The 17772-nt window shown below is 62.9% G+C and carries 15 protein-coding genes and 1 tRNA gene; 6 read left to right on the top strand and 10 right to left on the bottom strand.

The window, feature by feature from the left end; all coding sequences use genetic code 11:
- Positions 1 to 32: 32 nt before the first annotated feature.
- Genes MESCI_RS24720 through MESCI_RS24710 form a run of 3 tightly spaced genes read left to right on the top strand, consistent with a single transcriptional unit; the run spans position 33 to position 3740 of the window.
- Entirely contained in the window at positions 33 to 956 is a 924-nt protein-coding gene (locus MESCI_RS24720) for an ABC transporter permease subunit (RefSeq protein ID WP_013532691.1), read from the top strand.
- Positions 949 to 2073: an ABC transporter permease gene (locus MESCI_RS24715; protein ID WP_013532690.1), complete on the top strand. Its 1125-nt coding sequence runs from the start codon at positions 949 to 951 to the stop codon at positions 2071 to 2073. The genes MESCI_RS24720 and MESCI_RS24715 overlap by 8 nt, the downstream gene beginning before the upstream one ends.
- Before the next feature lie 47 nt (positions 2074 to 2120).
- A complete protein-coding gene (locus MESCI_RS24710; RefSeq protein WP_013532689.1) occupies positions 2121 to 3740 on the top strand; it encodes an ABC transporter ATP-binding protein in 1620 nt (539 codons plus the stop codon).
- 33 nt (positions 3741 to 3773) lie between these two features.
- On the opposite strand, the gene MESCI_RS24705 is transcribed toward MESCI_RS24710, so the two are convergent.
- The 5 genes from MESCI_RS24705 to MESCI_RS24685 all read right to left on the bottom strand — a co-directional run bounded on the left by MESCI_RS24705 (position 3774) and on the right by MESCI_RS24685 (position 6116).
- Entirely contained in the window at positions 3774 to 4118 is a 345-nt protein-coding gene (locus MESCI_RS24705) for a hypothetical protein (RefSeq protein WP_013532688.1), read from the bottom strand.
- A 223-nt stretch (positions 4119 to 4341) separates the two neighbouring features.
- On the bottom strand, positions 4342 to 4782 hold the full coding sequence (locus tag MESCI_RS24700) for a hypothetical protein (RefSeq protein ID WP_063167694.1): 441 nt from the start codon (positions 4780 to 4782) through the stop codon (positions 4342 to 4344).
- 6 nt (positions 4783 to 4788) lie between these two features.
- A complete protein-coding gene (locus tag MESCI_RS24695; protein ID WP_024503705.1) occupies positions 4789 to 5004 on the bottom strand; it encodes a hypothetical protein in 216 nt (71 codons plus the stop codon).
- A gap of 206 nt (positions 5005 to 5210) precedes the next feature.
- Entirely contained in the window at positions 5211 to 5501 is a 291-nt protein-coding gene (locus MESCI_RS24690; protein ID WP_013532685.1) for a hypothetical protein, read from the bottom strand.
- Positions 5502 to 6039: 538 nt separating this feature from the next.
- Positions 6040 to 6116 (bottom strand) — tRNA-Pro (locus tag MESCI_RS24685).
- Between the two features lie 201 nt (positions 6117 to 6317).
- On the opposite strand from MESCI_RS24685, the gene MESCI_RS24680 reads away from it, so the two are divergent.
- Positions 6318 to 7838 (top strand): phosphomannomutase/phosphoglucomutase, encoded by a 1521-nt coding sequence (locus MESCI_RS24680; protein ID WP_013532684.1) that lies wholly within the window; start codon positions 6318 to 6320, stop codon positions 7836 to 7838.
- A gap of 11 nt (positions 7839 to 7849) precedes the next feature.
- On the top strand, positions 7850 to 10090 hold the full coding sequence (locus MESCI_RS24675; RefSeq protein WP_013532683.1) for a mannose-1-phosphate guanylyltransferase/mannose-6-phosphate isomerase: 2241 nt from the start codon (positions 7850 to 7852) through the stop codon (positions 10088 to 10090).
- An 8-nt stretch (positions 10091 to 10098) separates the two neighbouring features.
- Here MESCI_RS24675 and betB read toward each other — a convergent pair whose 3' ends face one another.
- The 5 genes from betB to betI are packed head-to-tail and all read right to left on the bottom strand — an operon-like array spanning position 10099 to position 16382.
- Complete coding sequence (gene betB, locus MESCI_RS24670) at positions 10099 to 11562, bottom strand: betaine-aldehyde dehydrogenase (protein ID WP_013532682.1); 1464 nt, start codon at positions 11560 to 11562, stop codon at positions 10099 to 10101.
- Positions 11563 to 11619: 57 nt separating this feature from the next.
- Positions 11620 to 13272 carry a choline dehydrogenase gene (gene betA / locus MESCI_RS24665; protein WP_013532681.1) on the bottom strand — a complete coding sequence of 551 codons (1653 nt, stop codon included), beginning with the start codon at positions 13270 to 13272 and terminating at the stop codon, positions 11620 to 11622.
- Complete coding sequence (locus MESCI_RS24660) at positions 13265 to 14266, bottom strand: threonine/serine dehydratase family protein (protein WP_013532680.1); 1002 nt, start codon at positions 14264 to 14266, stop codon at positions 13265 to 13267. The genes betA and MESCI_RS24660 overlap by 8 nt, the downstream gene beginning before the upstream one ends.
- Positions 14266 to 15789, bottom strand: a complete 1524-nt coding sequence (betC, locus tag MESCI_RS24655) for a choline-sulfatase (protein ID WP_013532679.1) — start codon at positions 15787 to 15789, stop codon at positions 14266 to 14268. Before betC ends, MESCI_RS24660 begins: the two co-directional genes overlap by 1 nt.
- A 2-nt stretch (positions 15790 to 15791) precedes the next feature.
- Positions 15792 to 16382: a choline-binding transcriptional repressor BetI gene (gene betI, locus MESCI_RS24650; RefSeq protein WP_013532678.1), complete on the bottom strand. Its 591-nt coding sequence runs from the start codon at positions 16380 to 16382 to the stop codon at positions 15792 to 15794.
- Between the two features lie 203 nt (positions 16383 to 16585).
- On the opposite strand from betI, the gene MESCI_RS24645 reads away from it, so the two are divergent.
- Entirely contained in the window at positions 16586 to 17752 is a 1167-nt protein-coding gene (locus MESCI_RS24645) for an acetyl-CoA acetyltransferase (RefSeq protein ID WP_013532677.1), read from the top strand.
- The last annotated feature ends 20 nt before the right edge of the window (positions 17753 to 17772 follow it).

Genomic DNA, 17772 nt, shown 5'->3' with positions numbered 1-17772 from the left:
ACGCGCGCGGCTCTGGATCAAGCGGGGCACCGATGCTGCGATACGTATTACGGCGGCTTCTGACCGCCATTCCAACGCTGTTCGTCATCGTGACAATGGCGTTTTTCCTGATGCGCGTCGCGCCGGGCGGTCCATTCAACCAGGAGCGGGGGCTCAGTCCCGAGATCAGGGCCAATCTCGAAGCCCAGTTTGGCCTCAACGACCCGCTCTGGCTGCAATTCGTCCACTATCTCGGCAATCTGTTGCGCGGCAATTTCGGCCCGAGCTACAACATGCCGGATTTCACCGTCACCGAACTGTTCGCCAAGGGGCTGCCGATTTCGGTCCAGCTCGGCGCCTCGGCGCTTGTCCTGGCGCTGCTGCTCGGTTCCGTGCTCGGCACCATTGCGGCGCTCAATCAGAACAAGCTTGGCGACTATACGGTGATCGCGCTGGCGACGGCCGGCAGCACCATCCCAACCTTCGTCATCGCGCCGGTGATCCAACTCCTGTTCGGGCTGACCTGGAGGCTGCTGCCGATCGGTGGGTGGGGCGATGGCGCTTTCATCAACAAGGTCGGTCCGGTGCTGACGCTCGCCCTGCCGCAGATCGCCATCGTCGCCCGGCTGATGCGTGGCTCGATGATCGAATCCTTGCGGTCCCACCACATCCGCACGGCGCGCGCGCTGGGCCTGTCCGACTGGTCGGTGGTGGTCAAGCATGCTTTGCGCGGCGCCATCCTGCCGATCGTCTCCTTCACCGGTCCGGCGGCGGCGGCACTGCTGACCGGCTCGGTCATCGTCGAGACGATCTTCTCCATCCCAGGCGTCGGCCGCTATTTCGTCGATGCCGCGCTCAATCGTGACTACACGCTGGTGATGGGAACGGTGGTGGTGATCGCCATCTTTACCATTGTCTTCAACCTGATCGTCGACGTCATGTACGCGGTCGTCGATCCGAGGGTGCGCTATGACTGACATCGCGGCCACAGTCGCCCCCACCGTCATCGGCCGTTCGCTCTGGGGGGATGCCTGGGCGCGGCTCAAGGCCAATCGCGCCGCCATGTTCAGCCTGTATTACCTTGCCCTGATCGGTGTCGTCAGCGTGTTCGGGCCGTGGTTCGTGCCGCATCAATACACCACCATCTATGCCGACTATGTGCGCATGCCGCCAAGCCTGTCAGCCTATCCGAAGGCCGACATGATCGAGACGGCGCTCACCGAAGCGATCAAGCGCATGCGGGTCGACATCAAGGAATGGCGGCAGGAAGGCAACCAGGTCTTCGTCACCGTCAAGTCGACCAGGCCGATCGACGATCGCAACATCCGCTATCTTGACCGATCCGATGCCTTTGACGACACCAAGATCGAGAGCAAGTCGCCGGACGGTCTCGAAGTGACGATGAGCGCCTCGATCAAGCAGCAATATTTCCTGTTCGGCACCGACAACACCGGACGGGACCTGTTGTCGCGCACGCTGATGGCCGGGCGTATATCGCTGGCCATCGGCCTGCTCGCGGGCGTCGTGGCGGTGGTCATCGGCGTGGTCTACGGGGCCGCTGCCGGTTTTGCCGGAGGCAAGGTCGACGAGGTGATGATGCGCATCGTCGACGTGCTCTATTCCTTGCCCTTCATCTTCTTCGTCATCATGCTGGTGGTGTTCTTCGGCCGCAACTTCGTGCTGATGTTCCTGGCCGTCGGCGCCGTGCTGTGGCTCGACATGGCGCGCATCGTGCGCGGCCAGGCACTGTCGATCCGCCGCCAGGAATATGTCCAGGCGGCGGAAGCCATGGGCGTCGGCCAGCGCGGCATCCTGCTGCGCCACGTCATCCCCAACCTGCTCGGCCCGGTGGTCATCTACATGACGCTGCTGGTGCCGCAGGTGATCATCCTGGAAAGCTTCCTATCGTTTCTCGGCCTCGGCGTGCAGGAGCCGATGACCAGCTGGGGCGTTCTGATCTCGGTCGGCGCCAAGAACATCGGCACCGCCAACTGGCTGCTCCTGTTCCCCGCCTTCTTCCTCGTCTCGACGCTGTTTGCGCTGAACTTCGTCGGCGACGGCCTGCGCGACGCACTCGACCCGAGGGATCGCTAAGATGGGGATCGCTAAGATGCGGGTCGATAAAGAGGGGGACCGCTGAGATGGCTGCTTCCGAAACGATCCTCAGCGTCAAGGATTTGCGTGTCCGCTTCCGCACGCTCGACGGCGCCGTCGAGGCGGTCAAGGGCATAAACATCCATGTCAAATCGGGCGAGACCGTTGCCGTGGTCGGCGAATCCGGCTCCGGCAAAAGCCAGACGATGATGGCGGCGATGAGCCTGCTGGCGTCGAATGGCGAAGCGACAGGCAGCGTCGACTATCGTGGCCGCAATCTTCTAACACTCAGCAAATCCGAGCTCAACAAGGTCCGTGGCCGCAAGATCAGCATGATCTTCCAGGAGCCGATGACTTCGCTCGATCCGCTCTATTCAATCGGCAACCAGTTGATCGAACCGATCCGCCGGCATCGGGGCCTGAATGTCGCCGAGGCGCGTGAAGAAGCGCTCAAACTGCTGCGGCTGGTGCATATTCCCGATCCCGAGCGGCGGATGAAATCCTATCCGCACGAAATGTCGGGTGGCCAGCGCCAGCGTGTGATGATCGCGATGGCTCTCGCCAACGACCCTGACATATTGATCGCCGACGAGCCGACGACGGCGCTCGATGTGACCATACAGGCGCAGATCCTGATGCTTCTGGCCGAATTGCAGCGCAAGCTCGGCATGGCGATCGTCTTCATCACCCACGATCTTGGCATCGTCCGCCGCTTTGCCGATCGGGTCTATGTCATGCGCCAGGGCGAGGTTGTCGAGGAGGGGGAGGCGGAGGCCATCTTCGTCAACCCACAGCATGCCTACACGAAAATGCTGCTGGCGGCCGAGCCGACCGGCAGCAAGGCGCCGCCGCCCGCCAACGCCCCAGTGCTGCTCGAAGGCAGGAATGTCGAAGTGACGTTCAGGATCGGCGGCGGGTTTCTTGCTGGCGAACCGCTGATGCTGCGTGCAGTCGATCACATCTCGATCCGGCTGCAGCGCAACCAGACCATCGGCATCGTTGGTGAATCCGGCTCGGGCAAATCGACTCTTGGCCGCGCCTTGCTGCGGCTGTTGCCGAGTGACGGGCTCATCCGTTTCGGCGATCGCGACATTTCCCAAGCCGACAGGCAGGCGATGCGGCCGCTGCGGCGCCAGATGCAGCTCGTCTTCCAGGACCCGTTCGGCTCGTTGTCGCCGCGCATGACTGTCGGCCAGGTCATCACCGAAGGACTTCTGGTGCATGAGCCTGACCTTTCGGGCAAGCAGCGTGATCAACGCGCGGTCGAGGCCTTGCGCGAGGTCGGCCTCGACCCCAACGCCCGCAACCGCTACCCGCACGAATTCTCCGGCGGTCAGCGGCAGCGCATCGCCATTGCCCGCGCCATGATCCTGAAGCCCAGGCTGGTGGTATTGGATGAGCCGACTTCGGCGCTCGATCGCTCTGTGCAGAAACAGATCGTCGAACTGCTGCGCAAGCTGCAGGCGGACCACGAATTGTCCTATCTCTTCATCAGCCACGATCTGTCGGTCGTGCGCGCCATGGCCGACTACATCATCGTCATGAAACAGGGCAAGATCGTCGAGGAAGGGCCGACCGAGGCGATCTTCAGCAATCCGCAGCACGCCTACACACAGACGCTGATGGCCGCCGCGATCGACGTGACGCGATTTCGCCTGAGCGCCTGAACCGGGCTCTGCACCGAGGCGTTGGCTGTCCGCTCAATTCGCGGACCTCTGGCACTTGCGCGCTCGCACGGCGGCAATGGCATCCTGTTGCTGCTTAAGCCGGTCGATCCTGGCTGTTTCACGGTTGGCTACCGCGGTCTTCACGCGTGAGCCGCCGAGCAGCCAGCGTGGAACATTGGTGTTGGCGACCTTGCCGCGCGTGATTGCCGTTTGCGAGATGTCACGGGCGACGTCTCCCATCGCACTGTTGAGGTCGGTGCACGTCATTGAATCGTATTTCGCCGGATCGACGGTTCTGCCGAGCGATGAACAGCCAGCGACGAGAACCAGCGTCATCACAAGAATCAAGGGCGGGGCTGTGGTTGAATTCAAATTCATGTCGCACTCGGCCCGCCGTTTCACTCATTCCATCAGGTCCATCGACCCTAGAGCCGACGGGCCTTTTCGTCAAAATATGCGGCCGCGAAGCAACCTGCCACAGGGTTCGGCCATGCGGGCCGACGGCAGGAACATCCCCAGTCTGAATTGCTATCTGCCGGGTGTGGAGTTCAATCGCTGGCAAACGGAGAGTGCCGGTTCCGGCGACGTCGAGGCGGCTTTCCTAAGCTGCTTCGGCCACCAACGTCGACGGGGGACCGCCGAGCACTGTCTGAGCGATCTCGGCGTCATTTTCATCGACATGCGCCGTCACCAGGACGACGCCCTCGGCCACGTCCTGATCATCCGCCTTCATGGCGTGCAGGGCGAATGTTCCAAACAGACCGCCGGCAACGCCGCCACAGACCGCGCCAGCCACCGCTGTTGGCAATACGCTCGCAGCAACAGGATTGATGCCAACTGCCGCAACGACGCTCAGACATGCCAACCCGCCGGCAGCAGCGCCCAGTACCGATCCCAAAGCGGAAACCCAAACAGATCCTGTCTCGTCATTGTAAGGCCCGATGATCGCGATCTGTACGCGAGGAATTCCGGCCGCCACCAAGTCGCTAGCGACCCGCGTCGCATCGGCGTGGGAATCAAAAAGTCTGCTAATCGTCGGCATGGTCGCTTAACGCTTCGGGCTGTTCAGCAGCGTGTCGGTGAGGAATGACGCGGCAATCAGGTCGTCAACCTCGATTCGGCCCTCGCCGCCCTCCATGATGGCCGCGACCTTCTGGAAGGTCTTCATCTCGTCTTCGGTAATCTGGGCTTGCTGCATCCTGGCCTTGATCTCTGTTACTCGCGTGCTCAGGGCATCGGATCGTTTGGTCTCACGGTTCGACATGCTGCTGCTCTTGGTTTCATCGATCATTTTGCCCGCCACCCCGAATTTGGGGCAAGCGCATGCGTTTCCAACCTGGACTTCGGTCGGGCAGGGGTCAGACCTAAGTCTGGCTAGGGGCAATTGTCTTGCCGACGGTGCTGCCAAAAGCATGATCAAAGGGCCTCTCGTGGCCCGATTCCTTCAAGAATCGGGCCGGAGATCTGTGGTCAGTACCCGTCGTTCTCGATCACCACGGGATGGTGCCGATGGTGGTGGCGATGGGTGGAAACGGAACCTGTCACGACAACGGTATCGCGGTGATGATGCCGGCGCCCATGGTCGTAGAACGCCACAGTACCATGGCGGCGGTGGTGCAAGCGCTGACCGTCTTCGTTGATGATCTTGACGCTGCCGTGATGTCGATGATGGGTTCTAACAACCACATCGGCTTCGGCTGCCGAAGCCACGACGGGCAGTCCAATGGAAATCGCCAACGCGCACATGATCATTGTTTTCATTGCAATTTCTCCATTTTCTTAATTAGCCCTTCATTGGATTAACTGCCCCTGATCACTTTGGTTCCGGTGGTCCGGCATCGGCCCGAACGTTCACTGGTCATCGCCGGATCTCGTCAACGACGGAACATTAGACGTGCCTGATGGTTTTATTTCTCGCAGCCGGGATCACGATTTGGTGTCTGCTGCGGATCAGTCGGCAAAGACTGGTCGGCCCGCGTTCTCCGCCAGAGGCGCGGGCTTCCCCCAGGCAACAGGAGAGAGATCATGAACAATATCATTTGGCTCGTTGGAGCTGTGGTCATCGTGATAGCGATCTTGAGCTTTTTTGGCCTCCGCTAGCCGGACGCGCGTGCCAGTTGAGATGTTTTCCGGAATCTGTCCGCGAGCGCACGTATGAAGGCATAAAGCGGCCGGTTGACCGTCTGGTTGCTGTCCAGTGCAACAGGCATCGCTGTCGGCCGGCGGGGAGACGCGAGTAATCTCGCTTGAGGGGCAGGTGGAGCGCCGAAGTCGGGATGCGCTAACTCTTTGTTTTTTCTGGTCGGAGTGGCAGGATTTGAACCTGCGACCCCCTCGTCCCGAACGAGGTGCGCTACCAGGCTGCGCTACACTCCGTGACCAGACCGCGGGCTTATAGCCGCCACACTTCGTTCCTGCAAGCGGCATGGCAGCACTTCTGTCGCATTTCATCGGCTTTCGTCGAGCATAGCCCGAAAGGCTCGGATTCCCTCCTGGGATAAACGTGGCTTAAAGCCTTCTGTGCTAAGCCGCAGTCCTCGACAACTCGTAATTTCCGCCACTCGGAGTTTTCCAGTCTTGTCCTTCAGCATCGTTGGCGACGCCCGGCCCAACAGTTTCGAGTTCGAAACCGAAGCGCTGATCAAGCCATCCGGCTTTCGAGAATATGATGCGCGCTGGTGGTTTGGCCATCCCGGCTCCGCGCAACTGCCGGAGCTCAATCTGAATGGCGTCCAGGCGCTCGGAATGGGGCTTGGCACGCTGATCCGCCGTGTCGGTGCCGGTCCCGATATCGTCACCGGGCACGATTTCCGCTCCTATTCGCTTGGCATCAAGCTGGCGCTGGTGTCCGGTTTGATGGCTGCAGGCGCTCGGGTGAGGGACATCGGACTGGCGTTGTCGCCGATGGCCTATTTCGCCCAGTTCGCACTGGACGTGCCTTCGGTCGCTATGGTCACCGCCTCGCATAACGAGAATGGCTGGACCGGCGTCAAGATGGGTGCGGCGCGGCCGCTGACTTTCGGGCCGGAAGAGATGAGCGCGCTGAAGCAGATTGTACTGGCCGGCGATTTCGATCTCGTCGGCGGCGGCTCCTACGATTTCGTTCGCGATTTTCGCGCTACTTATCTCGACGATCTGACCGAGGACAAGCGCATCACCCGAAAGCTGAAAGTGGTCGCCGCCTGCGGCAACGGCACCGCCGGCGCCTTCGCGCCGCAAGCGCTGCAGCGCATCGGCTGCGAGGTCATCCCGCTCGATGTCGAACTCGACCACACCTTTCCGCGCTACAATCCCAATCCCGAGGATATGCAGATGCTGCATGCCATCAGGGACAAGGTGCTTGAGACTGGAGCCGATGTCGGCCTTGGCTTCGACGGTGACGGCGACCGCTGCGGCGTCGTCGACAATGAGGGCAATGAGATTTTTGCCGACAAGGTCGGTGTGATGCTGGCGCGCGATATCTCCAGCCAGCATCCGGGCTCGACCTTCGTCGTCGACGTCAAGTCGACCGGCCTGTTCAACACAGACAGCGTGCTGCGCGCCAACAGCGCCGTCACCGACTACTGGAAGACCGGCCACTCCTACATCAAGCGCCGCGTCGCCGAGCTTGGCGCCGTCGCCGGTTTCGAAAAGTCGGGCCATTTCTTCTTCAACCCGCCGATCGGGCGGGGTTATGACGATGGGCTGGTCACCGCCATTGCCATCTGCCAGATGCTGGACCGCAGCCCCGGCAGTTCGATGGCCGATCTATACCGCGCGCTGCCGCTGACCTTCGGCACGCCGACCATGTCGTCGCACTGCGCGGACGATGTGAAGTATGGCGTTGTCGAGCGGGTGGTTGCCGACTTTCAGGCCATGAAGCGGGATGGAACGGTTTTTGCGGGCCAGAAGATCGCCGACCTCATCACCGTCAACGGTGCGCGCGTTGTCGCGGACGACGGCACCTGGGGACTGGTGCGCGCCTCGTCGAACAAGCCGGAACTGGTCGTGGTCGTCGAAAGCCCGGTGTCGTCGCAGCGTCGACGGGAGATGTTCGAGGCTGTCGACACCGTGCTGCGCCGCAGCCCCGAGGTGGGCGCCTACAACCAGACCTTTTGAATGGTGGTTGAATGACCGAGCGGATTGTCAGTTTTGTCATGAGCGGCGGGGTCGGCTCGCGGTTGTGGCCGCTGTCGCGCGAGGACAATCCCAAGCAGTTCCACGATCTGTCCGGCGACGGCTCGATGCTGGCCAAGACCTTGCGCCGGCTGACGGCCCGGCCGGAAGGCGAAACGCCGATCTTCCTGATTGCCGCGGAGCGCCATGCCGACCGCGTTCACGCCGATCTTGCCGGCCTCGACCTCGCCGGCGGCGGGCCGCTGTTCGAGCCGACCGGGCGCAACACAGCCGCCGCCGTCGCACTGGCGACGCTGCGCACACTGTCCGAGTTCGGCGACAGCCTGGTGCTGGTGGTGCCGTCGGACCATGAGATATCGACCCCGCGCCAGTTCTGGCAGAGCGTCGAAGCCGGCACCGAGGCAGCGCGTAGCGGCCGGCTGGTGGTGTTCGGCATCAGGCCGACACAGCCCGAGACCGGCTACGGCTATATCGAGGTTGCGGCCGAAAGCGGCGGCATCTTCGACGTGTCGCGCTTCGTCGAAAAGCCGGATCTTGCGACTGCGCAAAGCTATCTCAAGGCCGGAAATTTCTACTGGAACACCGGTATCTTCCTTTTTCGCGCCAGCGCCATGCGTGATGCCTTCATAGCGTTCCAGCCGGATATCTGGCAGGCCACCGAAGCAGCGTACAAGGCAGCGACATCGGATTTGTCCGGCCTTTACATGCCGCTAGAACTCTACGCCGCCATTCCGTCGAACTCGATCGACTACGCCATCATGGAGCGGGCAAAAGACATCGCGATGGTGCCGGCCGGCTTCCGCTGGAACGATCTCGGCTCATGGCAGTCGCTGCTCGATGTCGGCCCCGCCGACGACCGGGGCAATGTCATCATCGGCGACGTCGTCGCCATCGATTGCGAGAATTCCTACATTCGCAGTGACGGCCGCCTGCTGTCGGCGATCGGCATGAAGGACATCGCCATCGTTTCGACATCGGATGCCACCTTCGTCGCTCCGGTCAGCCACAGCCAACACGTCAAGAAGATCGTCGAGCAGCTCGAAAAATCGGGTCGCCTGGAAACCAGGTTCACGCCGGCGCATGACCGCGTCATCGAAAGCGGCGCCTGGCGGCGGCGCGTGCATCACTGGCTGTTTCAGGAGACCTTGCCGCTGTGGTCGACATCGGGCGTCGACGAACGCCATGGCGGCTTTCACGAAGCGCTTGGCCTGGACGCTTCGCCGTTGATGAAGCCCAAGCGCATGCGCACCACGGCGAGGCAGGTCTATGCCTTCGCCGTTGCCCGGGCGCGCGGCTGGGACGGTCCGGCCGACCGGCTGATCAGCCACGGCATCGCCTTCATGGCCGGCAAGGGCCGCACCGACAAGGGCGGCTGGGTTCGGACGCTGAATGTTGACGGTTCGGTTGCCGACGCCACCGAGGATGCCTACGATCATTCCTGCGTGCTCCTGGCACTGGCGCATGCGCATATGTCTGGCAATCCCGACGCCTTGCGCCTCGGCGAGGAAACCTTCGCCTTTCTCGATGCGCATCTCGAAGACAGCCGCATGACCGGCTTCCTTGAGACATCGGATGGCAAAGGCGAGCGCCGCTCCAACCCGCATATGCACCTGCTTGAGGCCTTCCTCGCCTGGCACCAGGCGACCGGCGAGCGCGCCCATCTGCGCCGCGCAGCGCGCATCATCGACCTCTTCCGCAGTCATTTCTTCGATCCGGAAAGCTGGACGCTTGGCGAGTATTTCGATGCCGAATGGAAACCATCCGCCGGCGAGAAAGGCTCGTGGACCGAGCCTGGCCACCATTTCGAATGGGCCTCTTTGTTGGTCGATTTCGCCGGGCGCAGCGGCCAGGCCGAGTTGAGCGGCTTTGCCAGGAAACTCTACGCCTCGGCCATCGCCAATGGCCTCAACCGCGCCACCGGGCTTGCCTATGGCGCCGTCTCGCGGCAGGGCCTGCCGCTCGACCTGATATCGCGCAGCTGGCCGCAGGCCGAAGCCGTGAAGGCGGCGATCGCACTGGATGGCTCGGGCGGCCCCGATCTGAAGCCCGAGATCGAAGCGCGCGTCGGCCGGCTGTTCCGCTGGCACATCGACCCGGCGCCGCTCGGCCTGTGGATCGACCGCATCGACGAGCGCGGCCGCTCACTGGCATCGGACGTTCCGGCCAGCATCTTCTATCATCTGGTCTGCGCGCTGACCCAGTATCTGGACAGCACGGCCGACCTGAAGGCGTAAGGGCAGCCTCAGTACGGGCTCGCCACATCCCCGGTCTCGACATAGATCGACTTCAGCTGCGAATAGAGCGCCAGTGCGGCCAGTGAATTCTCACGCCCGATGCCTGACTGTTTGAAGCCGCCGAACGGGATTTCCACCGGCGTCAGATTATACGCGTTGATCCAGCAGGTGCCGGCCTGCAGTTCGGCGATGACGCGGTGGGCGCGCGGCAGGTCGCGCGTGAAGACGCCGGCAGCGAGGCCGAATTCGGTGTCGTTGGCGCGGTCGATCACCTCGTCCTCGCCGTCGAATTTCAACACGCTCATCACTGGTCCGAAAATTTCTTCACGGGCGATGCGCATGCCATCGGTCACGCCGGTGAACACCGTCGGCTCGACGAAGAAGCCGCCCTGAAAGCCCTGCAGCGAAGGCACATTGCCGCCGCAAGCAAGCGTCGCTCCATCCTGCTTGCCGATCTCGATATAGCCGGCCACCTTGTCGTGCTGCGCCTTGGAGACCAGCGGTCCCATCTGGGTTTCGGGATCGAGCGGGTCGCCGATGCGGATTTTCTTGGTCCGCTCTATCAGACGGTCGACAAAGCGGTCGTGGATGCCGCTCTGCACGAAGACGCGCGTGCCGTTGGAGCAGATCTGTCCGGTCGAATAGAAATTGCCGAGCATGGCGCCGCCAATGGCGTTCTCGATGTCGGCATCGTCGAACACGATCAGCGGCGACTTGCCCCCGAGTTCCATCGTCGCGTGCTTCATCTTCGAGCCGGCAAGCGACAGCACCTTGCGGCCGGTCGGCACCGAACCGGTCACCGAGACCTTGGCGACGACATCGTGGCCGACAAGCCCGGCGCCGACATCGCCATAGCCCTGCACAACGTTGAACAAGCCGTCGGGTAGCCCCGCTTCGCTGTAGATCTCGGCCAGTGCCAGCGCCGACAGCGGCGTGTTTTCCGACGGCTTGAACACCATGGCATTGCCCATGGCGAGCGCCGGTGCCGATTTCCAGCCGGCGATCTGGATCGGGTAGTTCCATGCGCCGATGCCGACACAGACGCCGAGCGCTTCGCGCCTTGTGTAGGCGAAGGGTCCGCCGAGATCGACCGACTCGCCGTTGTAGGCGGCAACGGCACCGCCGAAATATTCAAGGCAGTCCGCAGCCGAGGGCGCATCCGCCACCAACGTTTCCTGGATCGCCTTGCCGGTGTCCAGCGTCTCGATGCGAGCGAGGTCGGCGTTGCGGGCGCGTAATATGTCGGCGGCGCGGCGCAGGATGCGCCCGCGCTCGACCGGCTTCAGCCGCGCCCAGGCGGGCTGCGCCGCCCGCGCGGCCTCGACGGCGAGTTCCAGCACGTTCGGCGTTGCCGAACGCAGCATGGCGATGGTCTCGCCGGTTGCCGGATAGATGACCGGCAGCGGGGCGCCGCCTTCGTCCTCGATGTAGCGTCCGTTGACATAGTGCGATGCCGTGGGCTGAGCGCGCATGGAAGTCTCCAGATTGTCTTTCGCGGCATGCGGATCGTGCAGTCACACGATCATGCTCTATCTGTCCGACGCCTGCCAGCGCGGATTGATCCATGGTTCCTGGTTGGACGGCGCCAGCGGCGTGCGGCCAAGGATGTGATCGGATGCCTTCTCGCCGGTCATGATCGACGGCGCATTGAGATTGCCGTTGGTGACGCGCGGGAAGATCGAGGAATCGGCGACCCGCAATCCTTCGACGCCGATGACCCGGCACTCCGGATCGACGACGCTCATCACGTCGTCGGCGCGGCCCATCTTGCAGGTGCCGCAAGGATGGTAGGCGCTCTCCGCGTGATCCCGGATGAAGATGTCGAGATCGTCGTCCGACTGCACGTGGCTGCCCGGCGATATCTCCTTGCCTCGATAGGGATCGAACGCCGACTGGCCGAAGATCTCGCGGGTCAGCCGGATGCAGTGGCGGAACTCCGCCCAGTCGTCTGGATGCGACATGTAGTTGAAGTGGATCATCGGTTTCGATTTCGGGTCCGGCGAGCGCAGCGTCACCGACCCCCGCGACTTCGAGCGCATCGGTCCGACATGCGCCTGGAAGCCGTGCGACTTGGCCGCCGCCTTGCCGTCATAGCGGACTGCCGCGGGGATGAAATGGTACTGGATGTCGGGGTAGTCGACGCCGGCACGCGATCGCACGAAGGCCGCCGCTTCGAAATGGTTGGTGGCGCCTAGCCCGTTCTTGAGGAACAGCCACTGCGCCCCGATGAGCGCTTTCGAGAACGGATTCAGCACCGAATTGAGCGTGATCGGCAGCAATGATTCCTGCTGGATGTAGAGCTCCATATGGTCCTGCAGGTTGCGGCCGACGCCGGGCCTGTCGGCCACCACCGGAATGCCGTTTTCGCGCAGATGCTCGGCCGGACCGATGCCGGACAGCATCAGGATCTTGGGCGAATTGATCGACGATGCGGCGACGATTACCTCACGTCGCGCCTTAACGACCTGAATCTGTTTGTGAGCTTCGATCTCGACGCCGATGGCGCGCTGATTCTCGATGATCACCCGCCGCGCAAAGCCCTTGACCAGACTGACGTTTTTGCGCTTCAGCGCCGGCTTCAGATAGGCTGATGCCGCCGACCATCGGCGGCCGCCGCTGATGGTCTGCTCCATCGGCCCAAAACCTTCCTGCTTGGAACCGTTATAGTCCTCCGTCAGTTCGAACCCGGCCTGGCGGCCAGCCTCGACGAAGGCGCCATAGAGCGGATTTTTACGCGAGCCGCGCTGCACATGCAGCGGCCCGCCGTGCCCGCGCCAGCCATCCTCGCCGCCATCCGAATCCTCCATGCGCTTGAAATAGGGGAGCACGTCGGCGAAGCCCCAGCCGGCCGCACCCTCTTCGGCCCAATGGTCGAAGTCGCGGGCGTGGCCGCGCACATAGACCATGCCGTTGATCGAGGACGAGCCGCCGATAACCTTGCCGCGCGGTGTCGCCAGCACACGGCCGCCGAGATGCGGCTCCGGCTCGCTGGCAAAGCCCCAGTCGTAGAGGCTCATGTTGAGCGGGATCGACAGCGCCGACGGCATCTGGATCAGCGGCCCGATATCGCTGCCGCCGAATTCGATGACGATGACCGAATGCTTGCCGTCTTCCGACAGGCGATAGGCCATGGCCGAGCCGGCCGAGCCGGAGCCGATGATGACGAAATCCGCTTCAAGCATGGTTCATATGCGCCATGAAATCGGCGAGCGAGACATTGCCGCCGGTAGCCACAACAAGGACGGTCTTGTCCTTCACATCCACCTTGCCGCCGAGCAATGCCGCGATCGACGCCGCCCCCGACGGTTCGAGCACCAGCTTCATGCGCTCGAAGGCGATCCGCATCGCGCGCCGCACCGATTGGTCGTCGACGGTGATGCCGTGAACACCCGCCGTCTTGACCGCGGCAAACGGAGCATCGCCCGGCCGTCGCGACATCAAACCGTCGCAGATCGATTTCGGCCCGATCGGCATCGTCTCGATGCTGCCATGCGCCAGCGACGAGCCCATGCCATTGAAACCTTCCGGCTCGACGCCGATGATCTCTGTGGCGGGCGACAGATAATGGAAGGCGAGCGAAACGCCGCCGATCAACCCACCGCCACCGACCGAGCAGAACAAGAGGTCGGCGCTGGCACCTTTGGCTTCGAGTTGGTCAAGCGCTTCGAGGCCGGCGCCCGCCTGGCCGGCGACGATCTCCGGATCGTCGAATGGATGCAGCAGCGCCAGGCCCTCTGTCTCGGCGATCTCGCGCGCCTTGGCGGCGGCGACTTCCTCCCGCGCGCGCTCGCCATGGTCGGTCAGCACGACGCGGGCGCCATAGCCCGCCGTGGCATCACGCTTGGCGGCCGGTGCGTCGATCGGCATGACGATGGTGACGGGAACGCCAAGCGCCTGGCCGGCAGCCGCCAGCCCTTGCGCGAAATTGCCGGAGGAGTAGGCGACGACGCCCTTCTTCGCTTCGTCAACTGAAAGCTGCTTCAGGCGCCAATAGGCGCCGCGCACCTTGAATGAGCCGGCCCATTGCAGCGATTCCGGCTTGATGAAGACGCGGGCGGCGCCGGTCTCGCGGGCTAGTGCCGTCGATTCCAGCAGCGGCGTGATCTGCGTCGCCCTGGAGGTGACGGCATAGGCCTGCTTGAGATGGTCAAGGGAGGGGACGAGAAGGTCTGACATCATTCGCCTCGCGGATACCGTTTGCTCTCTTCGAGATTGTCGAGGTTCATGTGATTGCGCATGTAACGCTCGGACGCCTTTTGCAGGGGTTGGAAATCCCAGGGGTAATAGGCGCCGTTGCGCAGCGCCGGATAGACGACCCAGCGGCGCGCCTGGCTTTCGCGGACAGCGGCGTCGAAGCCGGCCATGTCCCAGCGTGTCTGGACCTTGTCCATGAATGCCGCCACCAGGCCCGCATTGGCCGCGTCGTCGGCCAGATTGTCCCGTTCGAGCGGATCGGCTTCGAGATCGAACAGTTGCGGCGGATCGAGCTCGCAATGGACGAATTTGTATCTGCCGTCGCGGATCGCCACCAAAGGCGCATTGGACCCTTCGGCGGCATACTCCATCAACACCGGCGCGGTGCGCTCGATGCCCTCGGTGAGCGGCAGCAGCGACTGGCCGTCGGTCCACGGCGCGATCGCAGCGATGTCGATGCCGGCGAGATCGCAAAGCGTCGGCGCCACGTCGAGATTGGAGACCGGCGTCTCGATCAGCCCGGCGCGAACGCCCTTGCCGGCAATCATCAGCGGCACCCGCGCCGAACCCTCGAAGAAGCTCATCTTGAACCACAGGCCGCGCTCGCCGAGCATGTCGCCGTGATCCGAGCAGAACAGGATGATTGTGTCGTCCGCCATGCGTGTACGCTCGAGAACGTCCAGGATCTCGCCCAGCTTGTCGTCGACATAGGAGATGTTGGCGAAATAGCCCTGCCGCGAACGACGCACCTGCTCCGGTGTGATCTCGAAAGAGGGATAGTCGCTGGCGTGGTACAGCCGCCGGGAATGCGTATCCTGCTGGTCATACGCGATGAACCCGGTTTCCGGGTCCAGCGCCCGGCAATGCTCATAGAGATCCCAATACTGCTTGCGCGCGACATAGGGATCGTGCGGATGCGACAGCGAGACAGTGAGGCACCAAGGCCGATGGTTCGCATCGTCCTGTTCGCGCGAAAGCTGATAGAGCTTCTGCGTGGCCAGGAACACGACCTCGTCGTCATACTCCATCTGGTTGGTGATCTCGGCGACGCCTGCACCGGTCACCGAGCCCAGATTGTGATACCACCAGTCGATACGCTCGCCGGGCTTGCGGTAATCCGGCGTCCAGCCGAAATCGGCTGGATAAATGTCGGTCGTCAGCCGCTCCTCGAAACCATGCAACTGGTCCGGCCCAACGAAATGCATCTTGCCCGACAGGCAGGTGTAGTAGCCGGCGGCGCGCAAATGATGGGCAAAGGTCGGGATCGATGAGGCGAATTCGGCGGCATTGTCATAGACGCCGGTGCGCGACGGCAATTGCCCGCTCATGAACGAGGCACGGCCCGGCGCGCAGAGCGGCGAGGCCGTGTAGTTGTTGGCAAAGCGCGCCGAACGCGCGGCCAACGCTTTCAGATGCGGTGTATGCAGAAACTCCGCCGGTCCGTCCGGAAACAGGGTTCCGTTGAGCTGGTCGACCATGACGATCAGGAAATTGGTTCGCTTCATTGTCACTGTTTGCGCCGCTCGCCAAGTTTGGTTTCGAGATAGTCCTCGACCAGCGCGATCGCGGTCGCGGCATCGGGCACGCCGTCTTTCAGCGCCCGCCTGATGTAGAGCCCGTCGATCATCGCCGCGGTCGCTTCGGCGGCGCGGTCGGCTTCGGCTCTGGGCAAGATCCCGGTCAGCCCGCTCATCAGGTTCGAGTGCAGCCGCCGCGCGTAGACCTTGAGCAGCCGGCGCAAGGCCGATGATTTCTGCGCCTCGACATAGAAGGCGAGCCAGGCGGCGATGGTTTCCGGCTGGAACTGGATGTCGGAGAAATTGACAGCGACCACCGCCGAGACCCTTTCGCGCGCGCTATTGGCCGAGCCAAGGGCGCGCAACGTATCGGCTGTAAGCTCCGCCAGTATGTGCCGCATCGTCGCCAAGAGCAGCTCGTCCTTGGCACCAAAATAATGATGGGCAAGGGCGGACGACACGCCGGCGCGTCCGGCGATCTCGGACATGGTCACGTCGAGCGAACCGCGCTCGCCGATCGCCGAGATCGTCGCGTCGATCAGCGCCTTGCGGCGCAGCGGTTCCATTCCGATTTTCGGCATCTCGCCATGATCCTTTGAGAGAACAGGATTATTTTTTATTGACGCGTCAATCAACAAAAAAATCGGCCGCGATCTCGGCTGTACCAAGCGATTGTACGCCTCCAGCCCTTCACGAAACCGGCACGATTGTTTATCTTTGAACAATAGATGCGAAATGCGCCGTGAGCCGACATGCCAGGCCGGCGCCAAGGATGGAGACCGCCATGACCGCATGCATCGTCGGATGGACGCATTCGCGCTTCGGCAAGCTTGAGGGCGAAACGCTCGAAAACCTCATCGTCAAGGTGGCAACGGACGCGCTCGACCATGCCGGCATCGGTCCCGACGAGGTCGACGAGATCGTGCTCGGCCACTTCAACGCCGGTTTTTCGGCGCAGGATTTCACCGCCAGTCTGGTGCTTCAGGCCGACGACCGGCTGCGCTTCAAGCCGGCGACGCGTGTCGAGAACGCTTGCGCCACCGGATCGGCGGCGGTCCGCCAAGGCATCCGCGCCATCGACGCGAATGCCGCTCGCATCGTGCTGGTGGTCGGCGCGGAGCAGATGACGACGACGCCGGGGCCGGAGATCGGCAAAAACCTGCTCAAGGCGTCCTATCTGCCCGAGGACGGCGAGACACCCGCGGGTTTCGCCGGCGTCTTCGGCAAGATCGCGCAGGCCTATTTCCAGCGTTATGGCGATCAGTCGGATGCGCTGGCCATGATTGCCGCCAAGAACCACAAGAACGGCGTCGACAATCCCTATGCGCAGATGCGCAAGGATTTCGGCTATGAGTTCTGCCGCCAAGAGAGCGAGAAGAACCCCTTCGTTGCCGGTCCTCTGAAGCGCACCGACTGCTCGCTGGTCTCCGACGGCGCCGCCGCCCTTATCCTTGCCGACACCGCCACGGCACTGAAGATGCGCCGTGCCGTTGCCTTCCGCGCCAACGAACATGTGCAGGATTTCCTGCCGATGTCGAAGCGCGACATTCTGACCTTCGAAGGCTGCGAGCAGGCCTGGAACCGGGCGCTGAAATCGGCCGGCGTGACGCTCGACGATCTGTCCTTCGTCGAAACGCATGACTGCTTCACCATTGCCGAACTGATCGAGTACGAGGCGATGGGCCTTGCCAAGCCGGGAGAGGGGGCGAAGCTGGCGTTGGACGGCACAACGGCCAAGGATGGTCGCCTGCCGGTCAATCCGTCCGGCGGGCTGAAGGCCAAGGGCCATCCGATCGGCGCCACTGGCGTGTCCATGCATGTCTTGACCGCCATGCAGCTTGTCGGTGAGGCCAGCGGCATCCAGGTGCCGGGCGCAAAACTGGGCGGCATCTTCAATATGGGCGGTGCGGCGGTCGCCAACTACGTTTCCATTCTCGACCGGATCAGATAAACCGCCCGCATTTGCGGGAG

Source organism: Mesorhizobium ciceri biovar biserrulae WSM1271, assembly GCF_000185905.1.
Taxonomy (GTDB): Bacteria; Pseudomonadota; Alphaproteobacteria; order Rhizobiales; family Rhizobiaceae; genus Mesorhizobium; species Mesorhizobium ciceri.
This window is presented reverse-complemented; position numbering and strand designations above follow the sequence as displayed.